The sequence below is a fragment of the Arcicella sp. genome (assembly GCF_964672035.1).
The window spans coordinates 152,529-171,285 of sequence record NZ_CBABQS010000001.1 but is presented as its reverse complement, the minus strand read 5'-3'; the positions used below and the strand labels follow the sequence as shown (position 1 = coordinate 171,285).

The window sequence follows — 18,757 nt, the reverse complement described above, 5'->3', positions numbered from 1 at the left end:
CACAAAGCAATATTTAACCAAAAGAGAGGTTTGTCAGAAATTTAAAGATAATATCGAAAAATATGTCACTTTCGATGATAAAAGACCTAAATGGAGCTATCTTATCAAAGGAAGAATTTGACCAACTTATTATTTACACGTTACTTAGGTAGTATTGTAAGAAATAATGGCATAAATTTAATGAGTAATTAGTAAATCACGATAGATTTTTAAAAAATAAAACTATGCAATTAACACTTGAAGTCAAAGAGAAATTGGATGAACTTTATTGTATTGCTTTATATGAAAAATCAAAAAAGTACAAGCGAAATCTAATACCAATGTCAAAAGTTTTTGCAAATATCTCAACATATTAAATGATAGAACACGGATTGAACGGATTAGACAGGAATTAAAAGAGATAATCCGTGTATAATCCGTTCAATCCGTGTTCTATTGCTCCTTCAAATTCATCCATAAAACCATCAATGGAAAAATTCTCCAAAAAAATTTTAGACTTCATTTCCCTCAAAAAACAAAGCCCTCTCTCAGCGATGTGGGTTTTATTTTTTGTAGTGGCTTTCATAACGGCCATCATAAAATGGTTGAATCCTGATATTCCCCAAGAACAAAAAAACGAAATTTTCAAGGTAATTGTGGACGGAATGTTTGATTCTGCCGAAGTGGCTGTGATGAAAATTGCCTTGCCTTTGGCGGGTGTTATGACCTTTTTTATGGGTTTACTCGCCATTGGTGAGAAAGCGGGCGCCATTGGTTTTTTATCAAGACTGATTGGTCCATTTTTCAGCAGATTATTTCCAGAAGTGCCGCCCAATCACCCTGCCAGCGGACAAATGATTATGAATTTCTCGGCAAATATGTTGGGATTAGACAATGCCGCCACTCCTTTCGGACTCAAAGCCATGCAGAGTTTGCAAGAACTAAACCCCAACAAAGAAGTAGCTTCCAATGCCCAAATCATGTTTTTGGTATTACATTCGGCGGGTCCCGTGTTGATTCCCTTGAGTATCATGGCACAACGTTCCATCTATAAAGCAACTGACCCTGCCGATATTTTTATTCCTTGTTTAATAGCCACTTATTTTGCCACTTTGACGGGACTAATTTTCGTGGCCATTAAACAAAAAATTAATCTTTTTGATAAAGTTATTCTCTCTTGGTTGGGTGGAATTACGGCTTTTATTGGACTTGCATTATGGTACTTTTCCAGTTTACCACAAGAAGAAGTAACGACTCAATCGAAGATTTTTAGCAACGTAATTCTCTACGGTTTTGTGTTGGCTTTCATCTTGGGAGCAGTCTGGAAAAAGGTTGATATTTTTGATGCTTTTATTGAAGGTGCCAAAGGAGGTTTTGAGACTTCGGTAAAAATCATTCCCTATTTAGTCGCTATGTTAGTCGCAATCAGTTGTTTACGCAATGCAGGAACGTTGGATATGATTGTAGGAGTCATCAGAATGGGTGTTGAATTTATAGGATTAGATACCTCTTTTGTGGATGCACTCCCAACCGCACTCATGCACCCATTGAGTGGCGGAGGCTCACGAGCCATGATGATTAGCACGATGCAAGCTTCTGGCCCCGACTCTTTTGCTGGGCGACTTTCTTGTGTTTTTCAAGGATCATCGGATACTATTTTTTACGTATTAGCTTTATATTTTGGTTCAGTCGGCATCAAGCAAACTCGTTATACGCTTTGGGCGGGTCTGACGGCTGATTTGGTAAGTATTATTATGGCTATTTGGGTGAGTTATATATTTTTCCCGCATTGATTATGAAAACTACACACCTATATTTCCACACCATAATCCATCTACGCCCAATCCAAATATACTACCGAATTTTCTATAAAATCAGGTCAATATTTAGGAAATTTATCGGGTTTCAATACCCACAATTTATTTCAGCGAAAAGTTATTCTATCATCCTAAAACCATCCATTCCGAACAATCAAAGCTATTTTTTATCTGAAAATCGCTTTGATTTTTTAAATCAATCGCAAACTTTTGAACGCAATCAAATCAAATGGAATGACGAACAAACTTTCGGAAAATTATGGGCGTATAATCTCAATTATTTTGATTTTCTGAATCAAGAAAGTCTTACGCAAACGCAGGGACTTGCCCTCATACGGGAATACATAAAAGCCTATCCAACGCTCAAAACGGGTTTAGAACCTTATCCGACTTCAGTAAGAAACATTAATTGGATAAAATTTCTGACAAAATTCCAAATTCAAGACCCAGAAATTGATGGATTTCTGATGGCACAATATGTCCGATTAATGGATAATTTGGAGTATCATCTTATGGGAAATCATTTACTCGAAAATGCCTTTTCATTGCTTTTTGGGGCGTATTATTTTAGAAATGAAGCATTTTTCAAAATCGCCAACACCATTTTAAAGACTGAATTATCCGAACAGTTTTTGGAAGATGGCGGGCATTTTGAACGCTCGCCAACGTACCATCAACTCATGCTTTTTAGGCTATTGGATTGCTGGAATTTGATGGAAAATAATTCAATTTTTAAGCCTATTTCGGATCATGAAATCTCGCTAAATGTGATTGAAAAATGCCTAAATTTTCTCCAAACAATCACTTTTCAAATTGGAGATATTCCTTTAGTCAATGACGCTGCCAAAAATATTGCTCCCACAACAAAACAACTCACTGAATACGCTAATCAATTGAATATCAAAGGTTCAGCAAGTAAATTATCAGCAAGTGGATACAGGAAATTCAGCCATGAGCAATACGAATTATTGGTGGATGCTGGTAATATTGCCCCTGATTATTTGCCAGGTCACGCTCATGCAGATACGTTGAGTTTTGTGTTGTATGTCAATCAAAAACCTTTCATCGTGGACACTGGTACTTCCACGTATGAAAATAATAAAATTAGGAAATATGAACGCTCAACGACTGCCCACAATACCGTCCAAATTGGCGATTTTGAACAATCTGAAATATGGTCAAGTTTTCGAGTTGGGCAAAGGGCAAAGGCGACTATTTTATCAGAAAATCAACACCAAGTTACAGCCTCACACGATGCCTATAAACAGCTTGGCCTTATTCACGAAAGAACTTTTATTGCTGATTATCAACAAGTTATCATCAAAGATAAAGTCATTGGCACGTCAAAATATCCACAAAAAGCTTTCTTGCATTTTCATCCTTCCGTTGAATTATTAATTGAAGGAAATATCGTTAAAACTACTTATGGGAACCTAATTATTGACAACGCCATAAGGATTACCGAAAATAATTGTAGCATTAGTGAAGAATTTAATAAAAGAATACCAACTAAAATGATAACTTTGTTTTTCGATAAAAACATAACTACAACCATAAATATCCAACCACCTTGAAAATACTCATCTTATCCTTTTATTACGCACCAGATTTGAGTGCCTGTTCATTTCGTAGCACCGCTTTAGTAAAATCTTTAAGTAAGAAATTGAGCAACCATGATTGTATTGAAGTCATAACCACGATGCCCAATCGCTATCAAAGTTTCAGAACTCCCGCTTTACCTTTTGAAGAAATTGGCAATACAACCATTCATAGAGTGGCTATGCCTAATTTTAGCATTAATTTTTTGAATCAAGCCATTGCTTTCATTAATTATTGTGTTGGGGTTAGAAAAATAATCAATAAACAAAACTACGACCTTATTTTTGTGTCTTCTGGTCGTTTTTTCTCGGCATTTCTCGGGGCAATCATTACCAAAAAAACCCAAACGCCTTATTATCTCGACATTAGAGATATTCTTTCCGATGGCGTTTCTGACATTGTAAATAACAGAATTTGCAAATTTTTCTTAATTCCGTTCATCAAATACGTAGAAAAATACAGCGTTTCGTCGGCCACTCATCTCAATTTAGTTTCCAAAGGCTTTAAGGAATCTTTTAAATTTTATGATGGGAAAACCACCTTTTTTACTAACGGAATTGACGATACTTTTTTGGAAAATGATTTTGAAAATGAACCTAAAATAATTCAGCAATCAACCAAAACAATTACTTACGCTGGAAATATTGGGGAAGGACAAGGCTTAGAAAAAATTATTCCCGAGGCAGCCAAAAAATTGAAAGGAAAATATATTTTTAACATCATAGGCGATGGCGGCACAAAGCGAAAATTAACGAAAAAATTGGCTGATTTAGCGATTGATAATGTTCATTTTTTCGATCCCATCAACCGTAATAAACTCATAGAATACTACCAACAAAGCGATTTTTTATTCTTGCATTTGAATAATTATGAAGCTTTTAAAAAAGTATTACCCTCCAAGATTTTTGAATATGGTGCGCTAAAAAAACCGATTCTTGCGGGCGTCGATGGATACGCTCGAAAATTTATGAAAAAGCATTTGGAAGATACTTTAATTTTTGAGCCTACTAATGTTGAAAGTTTTATAGCGATTTTAGAGAAATACGAACCACAAATTATTTCAAGAACAGCGTTTGTAGAAAAATTTAGCAGAGATGTAATTTTGGATAAAATGACGGATAGCATTTTGGATTTGATTCCTATAAAAAAACAGTAATGTCAAAATATTGATTGAAATTACTTTCCAATAATGCGGGGTTGTGTAAAAGTCCAAAGTTTATAAGTAAAAAGTTTAAAACAAAAATATTTTAAATGCTATTTCGGAATATTATTCGGCAAAAACACTTTCAACTTTTTTACTTTGGACTTGTTAGATATGCCCTGCAAAATTTCAAATAATCTATCCCTTATTTCTCACAACAATATTCTTCAAATACGAAATTTCACCCAAATGAAAGCTCTCGTGCATAAAAAACGTCCATATTTGCGAGCCAATCGTTGTGCCAAAGGGTAATTTAAAAGGGCTTTCAGCATCCCAATGTTCTTGGGTTAGATTGGCTAAAAGTTCAATAATTTTCTCCCCTCTTTTCTGAAAAATTGCCGTAATTTCTGGAATTGAAGCGTACATTTCGTTGGGTTGAATCGGCGTACCTGGTGCAAAATTGGCTCGTTCATTTTGGTAAATGTCCAGTTTTTCAGCTGGATTCAATAATTTAATAATTGTATTGCGAATGAAAGAAAGATGGCCAATTTCCCAAGCCAAATGATTTACATTATCGTAAGGACGAAAAAAAGCTTCGTCGCCAACGAAATTTTCTGCCATTTTAGCGACTCTTTTACTACTGCTTGCAAAACCCTGTTGCATAAGTGGAATGATGTTCATAATGATTTTTTTTGTTGAAATAAGATTGCTTTATGATGATGTAAGGTATGACAAATGGCATGATTAACAGTACGCTATCATTCTCAACAATTTACGGATTGAGTCATGCCATGAATACATTACATTTAATCCTCTATTTTTAAAAAGGCGTTAATTCCACTTTTCTGAATTCCACTTCCGAACCTTCCGCTTGCAAAGCTACTTTCCCTTTCTGAACCGTTGCACCAAAGCCATCATTGACAACGTCACCATTTAGCCAAACTTTGATTTTATCTCCCCGACATTCAATAACCATTTTATTCCATTCTCCCAGTGGTTTTTCGGAATTATCGGTCAGGTTTTTGATTCGTCTTTCTTTACCATCAACACTTCCCCAGTTTTCTTCCGGTCCTCTTCTCACTTCCATATTTGGCACGCTAATATCTTCGGTAATACACCAAAAATCTCCCGCATTATCGTGCATCATTTGTACTTCAATGGACTTTGGAAATTGTTTGTATAATGCCCGTAGCGTTGAAGCATGAACTAAAACACCGCAATTTCCAGGCTTTCCCGCAAAGCGATATTCTACTTCGAGACGATAATTTTCGTATTGCTCTTTCGTAATTAAATGCCCCTGTGGTTCTCCCAGACTCACCAATAAACCATTCCGAATGATGAACGGATTAATGGCTTTGGGGTCATTATCCATCGCTGGTACATCCACAAACCAATTGTTCAAATCCTTGCCATTGAAGAGTATGATAGTTTGTTGAGCGAAGGTGCTGGTGGTAAAAAATGTTAGGAGGATGATTAGTTTTTTCATTATTTTAAAATTTAAGATTTATTTACTCTACATAATCCAAATCCTTCTTAAAAGTCTCTTCCACTTGCGAAGTTGCCCAGAAGGCGGCAGCGTAACAAACTACACCCACAATCATGGCTGAATTCAAAAGTCCGTAAGTCGGCATTAAGGCTCTGAAACCTAAAGTGATTGGAATTAATGCACCCCGTACAAAATTGGGTACGGTGGTAGTGACGGTGGCTCTGATATTGGTACCAAATTGTTCGGAAGACATCGTGATAAAAACGGCCCAATAACCACCAAAAAAGCCCAAAATCATGCAAAGAATGTAGAAATGATCGGCTGATATTCCGAAAGCATTGAGGTAAATAGCCGTAAAAATTACGGCCATTCCTACAAAAATATAAATCGTTTTCTTTCTACTTTTCAAAATCTGACTGATTAAACCACTCAAAAAATCGCCTAATGAAAGTCCCGTATAACAAAACATAATTGTTTTTCCGCCAGATATTTCGCCTTGTACATTGAGGGCTTTGCTCATTTCGGGGGCAACTAAAACCAAAATTCCAACGACATACCAAACGGGCAAACCGATGAGAATACAGTAGAAATATTTCATAAAACGCTCCTTATTCGTAAATAAACTAAGGAAATCACCTTTCTGTATGTTTTTTTCAATCTGCTGAAAAAGCAAAGATTCAAACGTCCCAAAACGCAAAATCAAGAGAAATAGACCCATGCCTCCACCGATAAAATAGCAACTTCGCCACCATTCGGGGTCGTGGCTATACCCGCCTACAAAAGCCGCCGTTACCGCTCCCAAAGCTCCCGTTCCCGCAATGACTAAGGCTCCGATGCCTCTCTTTTCTTTGGGTAAAGTTTCGTTGACAAGCGTGATACCTGCTCCCAATTCACCCGCAAGGCCGATTCCTGCGATGAAACGGAGAATTCCGTATTGCGTTAATGCACTTAAAATGGCGGTATCGTGTATCAAACCATTCAAAGCATTGGCGGTTGAATACATCAAAATTGAGCCAAAAAGCACTGATTTTCGCCCTTTTTTATCTCCCCAAATGCCCCACAAAATTCCGCCGATCAACATTCCTGCCATTTGAATATTGAATAATGAAAGTCCCTGAGCGAGTTGTTGCGCTTTGTCTAATCCCAAACTGGCAAGGCTCGGATTACGCACTACGCCAAAAAGAATTAGATCATAAACATCCACAAAATAGCCCAAAGCCGCCACAGCAATCAGGATTTTAGCGTTTTTTGAAATGGTAGTATTGGTGGAATTTTGAAGGGTGGTCATAGTTATTGGGAGAATTTTTCTGAAATGAACCCTCCCAAAGGGTTTAAACGTTTAGGAGGGCTATAAATTCAGTTAATTTTTGATTTTCCTCAGTATTTTCAAATTATTTTACACTACCACCTCGATAAAACTTGCGTGCGGTGGGCATCAATTTTTAGAAAGATAAATAATAAAATCGAAAATGACCAAAGCGAAGAACCTCCATAGCTAAAAAATGGCAATGGAATGCCGATTACGGGCATCAAGCCAATAGTCATGCCTATATTTACCATAAAATGGAAAAATAAAATGGAGACAACGCCGTAACCATAGACTCGTGCGAATCGGGATTTTTGTCGTTCTGCCAAATAAATTACTCGTAATAATAGTCCCAGAAATAGTCCAACAACCAATAAACTTCCTGCAAAACCTTCCTCTTCTCCTACCGTACAGAAAATAAAATCGGTAGATTGTTCTGGCACAAAGTCAAATTTTGTCTGTGTTCCTTGCAAAAAACCTTTCCCCACGAGTCCACCCGACCCAATGGCAATTTTTGCTTGACGCACATTATAACCCGTTTTCTTTCGGTCAAAGTCTGGGTCAACCAATACTCTTATACGATTGCGTTGATGTACTTGGAGAATATTATTTACCGCCCAATCAACGCCCGTAACGAAAACCCCCATCGAAATGGCTATTCCGACAATCAGCAGAACATTTCGAGTTTTCCGTTCGTAACGGGGTAATATCCAGATAATTAATCCTGCTAAAATGGCAACACCAATAAAAATTTGCCAAGAAGGATAAATTAATGATAACACAAAGAGAATGATTATACTCAAAAAAGAAGCAGGATAAACCCCTGGTAACCCTTCTCGATATAATAGCACCATAAATCCGGCAAAAACTAAAGCAACACCCGTTTCTTTAGAAATTAAAACCAAAATTGGGGGAATTAAAATGATCAATGCGACATTAAATTGGTCTTTAAAACGGGACAAATTCACCATGGGCGTACTGATATATTTTGCCAAGGCCAAAGCAGTTGCCATCTTGGCAAATTCAGCGGGTTGAACTTGAAAACTGCCAATCCGAATCCAAGAATGTGACCCTTTAATTTCAGCGCCAAATACTAAAACCACCAAAAGCATGAATATGAAAAACCCATAAATAAAGAAAGCGGTGGTTTCATAAAAGCGATAATCAATGACCAGAATAGCAATAATTAATAACACAGTCGTGCCAATCCAGATAAGTTGTTTCCCTGCATTTGTGTCGAAAAAACCCGCATCGCCTATCCAAAGTGGGTTTTCGGGATTATAAATGGCTGCATAAATATTCAACCATCCCACCAGTACGCACACGATAAAAAGTAGAACAGAAATCCAGTCTAAATTTTTTGATATTTTTTCTTGTCTTGCCATTTTAGGGGAAAGAAAGAAGGAAAGGAGAAAGGGAGAAAAGGAAACTGGAAAGTATTTAATTTACTTTTTTTCCATTTCTCCATTTTTCCATGTTTCCTTTTCTCTTATTTCTTCGGTTTCATCGGAATTTTAATCGTGTTTGGTTTTTCAGCTCCCATCATTGGAAACGTTTGTGGAGAAGTCAAGAAGAGTTCTTCATCTACTTTTTGAACAACGCTGTCTTTTTTAACGGTTAATGTTTTTGAATTATCCGTTTTAGTCGGGGCAGTTCTGATAATATTTAGTGGATAGCCTTTATTCATCCATTTTGTTTCAATGGCTTTTCTATCGGAGTGGCGTTTGATGTATTTTTCGATACATAAAGAAGCAATCGGAGCGGCATGAGCGCCACCCGAACCCGCATTTTCCACAAAAACGGCAATCGCAATTTTAGGATTATCTCGTGGAGCAAAAGCGATAAAAATGGAATGATTTTCTCCGTGACGATTCTGAGAAGTTCCCGTTTTTCCACACATCTGAATATCACTCATTCGCCCATCACCCGAAACTGTTCCATTATTTACAGCATTAACCATTCCGCCAATTACCGTTTCAAAATGCCTTCTATCGATGCCAACGGATATTTTTTCTTTATATTTTTCGTCAATTTCTCCAGCTTTTCCAACGCCTCTTACTAAATGAGGACGATAATACCAGCCTCTATTTGCTACAATGGCGGCAACATTTGCCATTTTCAAAGGACTAACCAAAAGCTCGCCTTCACCAATGCTGTTACTGGCAATGTTTGAGAATTTCCAACGCAACGGTCCACCGTACATTTTATCGTACATGGCAATATTAGGCAAATTCCCCTTCCGTTCGGTTGGCAAATCAATTCCTAAAGATTGACCAATGCCAAATTTTGCCACCATATCATCCCAACGTTGAAGCCCCACCGCCGATTTTTTGAAGACATTCGTTTCATTATTGTTATAAATAATTCGCTTGTAAGTTTGGTAAAAATATGGGTTACAAGAATACTGAATGGCTTTTTGCACATCGCTTGCCATGGGGTGATTATGGCTACAATTAATAGGCGATCCACCATGCCCAAAACCCGTATTTGGCACAATAGCGCCCATTTGCAAGGCCACTAAAGCTTGAATAATCTTGAAAGTTGAACCCGGACGATAAGAAGCACTCGGCGGACGGTTCAACAGCGGGTGCATCGGGTTAAGATTGAGCGTTTGGAAATATTTAGAATACGTCCGTCCTGACAGTGAAGTAGGGTCGTAAGTGGGGGCAGAAACCATCGCTAAAATTTCCCCCGTTGCGGGTTCAATTGCTACCACACTTCCCACTTTATGTTGCATCAAACTATCTGCATAGGCCTGTAATTCTATGTCTATTGAAGTCATTAAACTTTTTCCAGAAATGGGGCTTTTATCAAGTAATCCACCTTTGTAAGGGCCTTTTTCAACGCCACGACTGTTTACCATTACATATTTTATGCCTCTTTCGCCTCTTAAATCCTCTTCGTAATAACGCTCCAAACCTGTTACGCCTACATAGTCTCCTTGGTTATAATAATCATCGCCCAATTCTTCTTGTTTCAGTAAACGTTCTGGACTGATTTCTCCTACGTAACCCAACGCATTTGCCATGCCTTTCCAATCGTAAGTCCGCAAGGCACTTACTTGAAAATCAAATCCTGGATAATCAACCATCGCATCTTGCACCCGAGCATAATCTTCCCTCGACAATTGACGCAACATCAATGAAGGCCTAACGGGAGAGTATATCCGTGCGAGATGCGTTAGGCTATCGAATTCAGCCCGAGTCATGCCAAAAATCTGGCAAAACCGCACAGTATCTGCCACCCGTGCTTTTTTGGGCGTAACGTATAAGTCATAAACGACTGTATTACTAACGATTAGCTTTTTATTGCGGTCGTAAACCAAACCTCGAAAAGGCGGTTGAACTAACTGCCGAATCGCATTATTTTTAGCATCGAGTTCATACGTTTTATCGATTACTTGTAGATAAAATAATCTGCCTACGTAAACCAACGCTATCAGAATAAAAAATCCTTGTATAAATCTTTTTCTAATCTCTTCCATTTGTGGGAGGTAGTGATTGGGGTTATTACTGGTTATTAGTTTTCATATTTAACAAGATTGCTTTGTTAAAATATAGGTGACGATAATTTGAAGAGCTATTCCCTAATAACGAGTAACCAATAACTAATTTTACTCTTTCGGTAAACTTTTTATAAACAAAAACATTCCTGCAAAAATAAAAAACAAAGAACATCCAACGGTGAACCAGGGTGTTTTCATCATGAATTTATCATCCAACCACGTGCCTAAAAATACGCCTGCACCGATGGTTACGAGCATTTGCGTTCCCGCTCCTGCGTAACGCATATATTTATTTGGTGAATTCTTTAGTTCCATAATACAAAAATACTCCTTTGGCATGGAAACTGATACTATTTTTACGTAAAATTGCGTTTTGATTTTATTGTAAATAGTTTTGAGATGTGAGTTATGAGATTTGAGCTTGTTTTTAAGAATTTAAAGCTAAATTTCGTTATTCAGTAAATATTTCTGAGACAATTATTTAAATAGATTGCTAAGAATTAAAATTAAGTAATTGTCTAATTTTTCCTAAAAAATGAAAAAAAAGTACCTTCTATATATTACTTCACTTTGCGGATTTCTTGGGGGATGTTCGCAGTATAGTAGTTCTCCTTTGGCCGTTGGCTTCCACAATGTCAATGCAAAATATAACGCCCTTTTTCAAGCAAATATTAAATTAAAAGAAGTTGACAAAGCGCTGTTTAATGCTTACAAAGACAATTATTCCCAATTACTGCCCATCTTAATTCCCATTGATTCAAACTCGGCGGGTGCCATGGGCGAGCAATTAACATCCATTATTAAAAAAGCATCGTTGGTGGCAGAGCGTCATCAAAATTCCAAATGGTTGGATGATGCCTACGTGCTGATTGGCAAGGCTCGTTTGTTGAAACAGGATTATAAAAATGCGATTGAAACGTTCAAATACGTTAATACCAATGCCACATCCGATAAAGCTCGTGATGCGGCCCTCATTGGTTTGATGCGTTGTTATACCGAACAAGGCGAATATCAAACGGCGCTTCGAGTAGCTGAATTATTGCGAGAAGAACCTTTAGATAACGAAAATACCCGTGATTTTTATTTAACAAAAGCCTATCTGCATCAATTGAAGGAGGAATATAAAACAGCCGTTTCTATTTTGGAAGAAGCTTTTCCTTACATGAAGAAAAATGAGCAAAAAGCCAGAATACGCTTCGCTGCGGGACAAATGTATGAAGCATTGGAGGATAAAAATAATGCTTCTGAAATGTATTTAGCCGTTAATAAAAATCACCCTTCTTATGATTTAAGTTTTTACTCAAAACTCAATAATGCCTTAGTTTTAGGACAAACGGATGGTTTTCAGAAACTCTTGAAAGACTCTAAAAACAAGGATTTGCAGGACAAAATCTACGAAGCAATGTCGGCCGTTGAGATGCGAAAAGGCAATTCAAAAGATGGCGTGAAATTATTGCAATCATCGGCTCGTAATAGTCAGAATCTCAAGCAATTGCCTTATACTTTCTTGAAATTGGCAGATTTGGCTTATAATAAAATGGGGAATTATGAAATGGCAGCGGCCTATTACGACAGCACGGCTTCGCTACTTCCCCAAACCGATCCAGCCTACAAACGGGTAGTGGATAAACAACGTTCTTTGCGGGATTTTGTCATGCAAACAACCATCGTCAAAACCGAAGATTCTTTACAACGTTTGGCAAAAATGAATCCTGCTCAATTGGATAAAGTATTAGAACGGGTTGTCTTGGATAAAATTGCTAAAGAAGCCGAAGATTTGCGCAAAGCCCAAGAAATTGTGAATCGTGGATTGCAACAGCAAACCGAGAAAAACAAAGAGGCCTTTGCCGACCCGAATAAATCAACTTGGTATTTTACGAATGCTATTGCCCAGCAACAAGGCAAAACGACTTTTTCAAACATTTGGGGCCCTCGACAATTAGAAGATAATTGGCGAAGAAGCAGAAAAGATAATGCCCTAACTTTTGATAATCCTGCGGCAAATAACCAAGGAAATGGCCTAAATTTAAAGAATCTAAGTATTCCAACCGAAAAATTTGGCAGTGGAATACAAGCGGATGTGGCAGAATTAAAAACCAAAATCCCATTCTCGAAAGAGGCTTTTGAGGCTTCTGTGAAACGAAAAGAAGATGCCAGTTTTGAGTTAGGGAAAATTTATAAATTCAAATTAAATGAACCTAAAAATGCCATTAGTACCTTAGACAAATTTGTGGCAGATTTTCCAAAATCAAGCCATGAACCAGAGGCTTTATATCTTTTGGCATTATTGAACGAAGACAGTCCTGCCACGAAGGAAACGTACAGAAAAAGGCTCATGAAAGATTATGAGGACTCTTATTTTGCTCGTTTATTGAATCGTACTTCCTCCGAAACATTGAGTACGGGTAAAGAATCAGAATCTCAAAAACTGTATGCCGAGGCTTATGAATATTATTCACAAAACAATTTTACCGATGCTTTGACCTTTGTGGAAACGGGTTTGAAACAATACCCAAATAGCCAAATTGAAGATAAAATCGTGTTTTTGAAAGCGATGATTTTAGCAAAAACACAAACCTTGGATGTCTATCAAAAAGCCTTAAAAAGTTTCATTACGGATTATCCCAAAAGTCAATTAATTTCAATGGCAAAAGAACGTTTGGAAGCTATGGGAGATAAAAAATAGGTTAATTCTCCATGCGGACAATAAATCTGATAAATGTTGCTTATTTCTAATGAGTAACCATAAACAAAATTTAAACTTTTAATTAATTATCCGTTATTACACAATCCAATGAAAAAAACAATCATTACCTCCGCCATTTTGTTATTTACACAGATAGCAATTTTTGTCCAAACACCTGTAGCTTCACCTTCTGACAGTTCTGTCCAAACACCAAAAAATGATAAGTCAAATGGAAGAGATGGCAACCGAGAAAAACAGCCAAAAATGTCCGCTGCCGACCGAGCTGTTCAGTATTCGAATGAATTAAAAATGACTCTTGCATTAACTCCCGACCAATTTCAGAAGGTTTTAGCCGTAAATACTGAATGTATTTCTCGTAAAGATGCTATAAAAGGTAGTGGAGATAAAGGAACTATGAAAACGGGAAAAGCTGACATAAAAGCGTATCGTATTGGTGAATTTCAGAAAATTTTTACGGCTCAACAAATGACCGCTTATCAGCAAATGAATGCGAATAAGAATGAAAAAGACGATGATGAAAAAGATGGTAACCGTGGTGAAAGAGGCAAAGGCAAAAAACATGTAAAAGACGATGGGGAACAAAAAACGAGCAATTAATTATACTATTGCTAAAAAAATGAGGCGATTATCAATGTTGATAATCGCCTCATTTTCTTTAATATAAATCTGAAACCGATGAAAATTTGCAATTTCTCTCAGTTCACTTTCACCACAATCCGACTTTGATTATACCCTGCCATTACACCCAAACCATTTTTGATGTTGGTATAAGTCAACACGGGTTCGGCAAATGGATTTCCATTGGCTTTTCTGATTTTATCAATGGCAGTATTGTAAAAATAATAGGCTTTGTCGGTATTGGCGATATAGATTTCGTTGTATCGGTCAGTAACCGTTACGGCAACATTATTATTCCCGCCTCCGCTTGATGGGCCACCATTGATTCCTCCTCCACCACTACCATTTCCTCCAAAAGAACTAAAATTATTGAAAGATTTTAAATCAAATGCTTGAGCCACAATTGTTTGATTTTCTTGCCCTTTATCGGCAATATATTCATACTTCGTTGTCCAGTTTACCCGTAATTTTTTAGCTCCTGTGGCGTCAGTATAGCTACCTTTTTGATAGAAGAATTGTCCCACACTATAAAAATTTTCTTCTCCCAGAATATCCTTAAAACGTACCCCAATACTTGGATAAGTTCCCGTTGCCCCACGACCAATATTCCCTGTAATAGAAGACTGAATAGAAGAAATATCTTTTTCAGCAACCACTTTCGTAGGAATCACACACGAGCTTTCAACTGATTCAAAACCTGGGGCTGATACTTTTAAGGTATACGTTTTACCTGCCACAATTTGGAGATTTTTAGCCGATAAAAAATACCTCGAACGTGATGTAAAAATATATTCACCATCGGCATCGTAAGAAGAGGGTAATTGTAAGGTTTTATACGGAATCGTGATTGATTTATCCCCATCCGAAAGCACTACGTTGGCATTTAGAATATTAGGATAACGTTCCGCTCCATCCAAAACTTCCCCAATTACAGGGGCAGTTTGCGTAACAGAAACTTCCAAAAGTGTATCTTGCGGTGAAAGAAAGCACTGCACCACCAATCGGTCGTGATAGGGTATCTCAATGTCCGTTACCAAACTTTTACAGGAAGTTAGCAAGAAAATTGATGCGAGAAATGAGAGAATATTTTTCATTTTGAGCTATAATTTGAGCTATAAGCTGTGAGCCATGAGTTTTGAGTTTTGAGTTTTGAGTTTTGAGTTTTAGTTAACTCATTTCTCATGGCTCACAGCTCACAGCTCACAGCTCACAGCTACTTAAAATTTAAAACTATAAGAAACCGAAGGCAAAAACGTAAAAATTGAATATTGTACCAGCGTTTTATTCGTAATTCCTGTTGCGACATTATAATCACTTTTGAAGTCATAGAAATATGGATTCCTACGATTATAAAGGTTATAAATACTGAATTCCCAAGTACGTTCGTGTCTTTTCATTTGTTTATGAAACTGAACGCCAACATCCATACGATGATAAGCGGCCGCTCTAAACGAATTTCTTTCCCCATAATCAGGCAATTCACGGAACTCGCCACGATAGTTAATCGCTGCCACACCCGCTTGGTCGACCCCTGCGATTTTATAGCCCGAGCGATAAGTAGCATCGGGCAACGTGATGGCATTTCCCGTTCCATATACCCACGTTGCCGAGAGTGTAATTTGTGGTTTGAGATGATAAATTCCAACGACAGAGATATCATGTCGGCGGTCGTATTTTGCCCAGAATTTATTACCAAAATTCAACTCAGCAAACTGATTTTGAATCCACGAAAGCGTATAACCAACCCAACCAGTCAATTTTCCAGATTTTTTCTGAATCAAGAATTCACTTCCATAAGCCCAACCTTGTCCAGCCGTAACCTTATCTTCAAAAGGAATAACATTGACCTGACTTCTCGCCAAACTTTGTGGACCATCCGTCGAAAGTGTCGCAAATGTGCTTCCTTCTTTATAGGCAACAATATTGTCCATTTTCTTGTAATAGCCTTCTATTGTTAAGGTAAGTCCTTTTTCAGTATAATCTTTGGCAATACCAATAGCACCTTGACGAGATTGCTGAGGTTTTACCAGACTCGTTGAAGGCACCCACAAGTCAGTTGGAAGACCCGCCCCTGAGTTTGACAATAAATGGATATATTGGTTCATCGTGGCGTAAGAAGCTTTAATGGCAAAGTTTTTGGGCAAGGTCCAAGCGATTGAAATACGTGGTTCTGGATTTTGATAATTGGCAGTATTTGATACAAAAGAAGTATAACGCAAGCCCAAATTTATCCGAAGATTGGAAAAAGGTTTATAAGTATCTTCCACATAAATTCCTGATTCGGTTGCGTCAATAATATCAGAAGATTCACGAATTGTATTTAACGAACTATCCGCTACCACAATGGCCGAAGGAATAAAACGATGAGCCGTAACTTGTCCACCAAATTTGATGGTATGCTGTGAATTTGGGAAAAAATCGAAATCAACCTTCGCTCCAAAATCTCGAATACTTGTCTGATAACTTAGATTATAAATAGCAGTATTGGTTGAAACCGTTGCCGTTTTATTAGCAATAGTAGTCTCGAATTGATAGGAACTATGAATAAGCGAAATATTTGAAAATAGCTTTTCATTAAAAATATGGTTCCAACGCAAAGTTCCCGTAGCATTTCCCCAGTTCAAACCTGCATTAGTAGTTCGATTGCCTTGCACATCCGCAACTGCTCCTTTGTCTCTGCCAAAATATCCCGAAAGAAACAAACGGTCTTTATTACCAAAATCATAATTGACTTTGGCATTCAAATCATAAAAATAATAGTAACTACCTGCGTTTTGCGTAGGCACAAAAGGCCCTGCCAAAACATCAATATAAGTACGTCGTCCCGAAATTAAGAAAGATGATTTATGATTTTTAGAGATGGGAGCTTGTACAACTAACCTACTGGAAATCAAGCCAATACCCCCTTCAACTTGCAACTTTTCCTTGTTTCCATCCTTCATTTGCATTTCGATTACGGAAGATAATCGCCCACCGTATCGAGCAGGAAATCCCCCTTTTGTCAATTCTACACTTTTGAGGGCATCACCATTGAAAACCGAAAAGAAACCAAAAAGATGGTAGGCATTATAGACGGGCGCATCGTCTAAGATTAAGAGATTTTGGTCGGCCCCGCCTCCACGAACATAAATGCCAGAATTACCTTCTGAGCCTTTCTGAACGCCAGGCATTAATTGCAAAACCTTCAAAACGTCCTTCTCGCCCATAAAAGCAGGAATTTCCTTGATTTGCTGCACAGGAATCGATACCTGACTCATCTGCACATTTTCAGAAACTTTTTGTTGTTCGGGAGCATTACCAAAAACTTTCACCTCATCCAACTGACGAGTTTCGGGCAGTAATTCAATGTCTTGTTTTGGAGTTTTTGCCGTAAAAATTTTGATAGTTTGCTTATAACCCACAAAGCTGAAAATCACAACGGCATCAGTATTTTGGGAAATCGTGAGAGAGTAAAAGCCGTAGTTATTGGTCTGCGTACCAATTTTTTGACCTTGCACATACACACTCACCCCCGGGAGTAGTTCGCCACTACCACTTTCTTTTACAGTCCCGCTGATGGTAAATTTTGTGATTTGGGCAAATGAATTTTCGTATTGGTATAACAAAAAAAATAATATCAGTAAGCGTTTTTTCATGATGGTTATTTTTGAGAAACTTATCATTAAGCAAGTACGTCAAAAATGGTGGTTTTATTGGGCGGGGTGGTGGAAAATGGTTGAGATTTGGTTTGAAAAAGGTGAAAAGTACCGTTAAATAAGTTTATGGAATTTTACGAAGTATTTTGTTTATGTTTGAGGAGTTAATTTTTCCCGCACTTAAAAAACTTATTAAGATGATTGTTACAAATTTTCCAGATTTATCTTCAATCACTAACGAAGGGTTACGTGAATTAACAAACCCCATTGAACAGAGAGATTCCAACCAAAGAATTAGGAAGTTTCTAACAAAGCTTCCAAACCAACCTCCATTTTTCATTTCAAGAAAAAGCTGGGACTATTTATCAAAAGGAATGCAATACTATAATGATAGTACAGGAAATATGGTGGAAAAGACTTGGATTTCGAAAGATTACGAAGTTTATGCTTTTGTTTTTTGTATTGCTTTTTCACAAAATGACCACAATAAGAGAGCTTATTTCAGAGTAAGAACTATCAAAAAAGAAAAAACTAAAACTGCGATAGGTCCTCTTATGACGGTTGAAGTTGAAACAGATAACGTTGCTTATGTTGATTTAGGAATTGCTATTAGTAATCGAGGAAAACCAAAAAGAGACTGGCAGGATTGTTTGAAATTTATAGACCCGTCTGATGTAATATCAAGGAATAGCATTGATAATGAAGTTGTTTTAGCTTCCTTTTCAGTTCCACATACCTTGAGTTTGATACCGAGAGGTTTTATTAATGGCGATAAAAGTATTATCAATAATGAAGGAGATATATTTAGTAAAAATAGAATCATGTCATTACTGAACAGATATAAGGATTTGGGTAGCAAAATTTCTTTTACATTGCACCCTGATAATGTGATAGGTTTTGATTTCAAAATAAATGTTCAAGCCGATACAGAGATAAAATGTCCTCCTGTTGGAGTTTGCTAATT

At 37.3% G+C, this 18,757-nt stretch carries 14 protein-coding genes; 6 read left to right on the top strand and 8 right to left on the bottom strand.

Features of this window, described 5'->3' with window-relative positions; all coding sequences use genetic code 11:
- Positions 1 to 467 precede the first annotated feature (467 nt).
- Genes AC1W31_RS00660 through AC1W31_RS00650 form a run of 3 tightly spaced genes read left to right on the top strand, consistent with a single transcriptional unit; the run spans position 468 to position 4,551 of the window.
- Complete coding sequence (locus AC1W31_RS00660) at positions 468 to 1,772, top strand: nucleoside recognition domain-containing protein (RefSeq protein ID WP_481732459.1); 1,305 nt, start codon at positions 468 to 470, stop codon at positions 1,770 to 1,772.
- Positions 1,773 to 1,774: 2 nt separating this feature from the next.
- Entirely contained in the window at positions 1,775 to 3,370 is a 1,596-nt protein-coding gene (locus tag AC1W31_RS00655) for a heparinase II/III domain-containing protein (protein WP_481732458.1), read from the top strand.
- On the top strand, positions 3,367 to 4,551 hold the full coding sequence (locus tag AC1W31_RS00650; RefSeq protein ID WP_481732457.1) for a glycosyltransferase family 4 protein: 1,185 nt from the start codon (positions 3,367 to 3,369) through the stop codon (positions 4,549 to 4,551). Before AC1W31_RS00655 ends, AC1W31_RS00650 begins: the two co-directional genes overlap by 4 nt.
- Positions 4,552 to 4,734: 183 nt before the next feature.
- Here AC1W31_RS00650 and AC1W31_RS00645 read toward each other — a convergent pair whose 3' ends face one another.
- The 6 genes from AC1W31_RS00645 to AC1W31_RS00620 form a co-directional block, all read right to left on the bottom strand.
- Positions 4,735 to 5,217 (bottom strand): DinB family protein, encoded by a 483-nt coding sequence (locus AC1W31_RS00645; RefSeq protein WP_481732456.1) that lies wholly within the window; start codon positions 5,215 to 5,217, stop codon positions 4,735 to 4,737.
- 139 nt (positions 5,218 to 5,356) lie between these two features.
- Complete coding sequence (locus AC1W31_RS00640) at positions 5,357 to 6,022, bottom strand: 3-keto-disaccharide hydrolase (protein ID WP_481732455.1); 666 nt, start codon at positions 6,020 to 6,022, stop codon at positions 5,357 to 5,359.
- A gap of 22 nt (positions 6,023 to 6,044) precedes the next feature.
- Positions 6,045 to 7,310: an MFS transporter gene (locus tag AC1W31_RS00635; protein WP_481732454.1), complete on the bottom strand. Its 1,266-nt coding sequence runs from the start codon at positions 7,308 to 7,310 to the stop codon at positions 6,045 to 6,047.
- Between the two features lie 113 nt (positions 7,311 to 7,423).
- Complete coding sequence (rodA, locus tag AC1W31_RS00630) at positions 7,424 to 8,713, bottom strand: rod shape-determining protein RodA (protein WP_481732453.1); 1,290 nt, start codon at positions 8,711 to 8,713, stop codon at positions 7,424 to 7,426.
- Positions 8,714 to 8,817: 104 nt separating this feature from the next.
- On the bottom strand, positions 8,818 to 10,812 hold the full coding sequence (locus tag AC1W31_RS00625) for a penicillin-binding transpeptidase domain-containing protein (RefSeq protein WP_481732452.1): 1,995 nt from the start codon (positions 10,810 to 10,812) through the stop codon (positions 8,818 to 8,820).
- A gap of 129 nt (positions 10,813 to 10,941) precedes the next feature.
- Positions 10,942 to 11,148: an AtpZ/AtpI family protein gene (locus AC1W31_RS00620; protein ID WP_481732451.1), complete on the bottom strand. Its 207-nt coding sequence runs from the start codon at positions 11,146 to 11,148 to the stop codon at positions 10,942 to 10,944.
- A gap of 220 nt (positions 11,149 to 11,368) precedes the next feature.
- Between AC1W31_RS00620 and porW the strand changes: the two genes are divergently transcribed.
- Together porW and AC1W31_RS00610 are read left to right on the top strand one after the other, a co-directional pair.
- On the top strand, positions 11,369 to 13,519 hold the full coding sequence (gene porW / locus AC1W31_RS00615) for a type IX secretion system periplasmic lipoprotein PorW/SprE (RefSeq protein WP_481732450.1): 2,151 nt from the start codon (positions 11,369 to 11,371) through the stop codon (positions 13,517 to 13,519).
- Positions 13,520 to 13,627: 108 nt separating this feature from the next.
- Positions 13,628 to 14,137, top strand: coding sequence for a hypothetical protein (locus AC1W31_RS00610; protein WP_481732449.1), 510 nt, complete (start codon positions 13,628 to 13,630; stop codon positions 14,135 to 14,137).
- A 98-nt stretch (positions 14,138 to 14,235) separates the two neighbouring features.
- Here the strand turns inward: AC1W31_RS00610 and AC1W31_RS00605 are convergent, their stop codons facing one another.
- Entirely contained in the window at positions 14,236 to 15,252 is a 1,017-nt protein-coding gene (locus AC1W31_RS00605) for a DUF4249 family protein (protein ID WP_481732448.1), read from the bottom strand.
- A 123-nt stretch (positions 15,253 to 15,375) separates the two neighbouring features.
- Positions 15,376 to 17,793 carry a TonB-dependent receptor gene (locus tag AC1W31_RS00600; protein WP_481732447.1) on the bottom strand — a complete coding sequence of 806 codons (2,418 nt, stop codon included), beginning with the start codon at positions 17,791 to 17,793 and terminating at the stop codon, positions 15,376 to 15,378.
- Positions 17,794 to 17,990: 197 nt separating this feature from the next.
- Here AC1W31_RS00600 and AC1W31_RS00595 point away from each other — a divergent pair, with 197 nt between their 5' ends.
- Positions 17,991 to 18,755 (top strand): hypothetical protein, encoded by a 765-nt coding sequence (locus AC1W31_RS00595; protein ID WP_481732446.1) that lies wholly within the window; start codon positions 17,991 to 17,993, stop codon positions 18,753 to 18,755.
- Positions 18,756 to 18,757 lie beyond the last annotated feature (2 nt).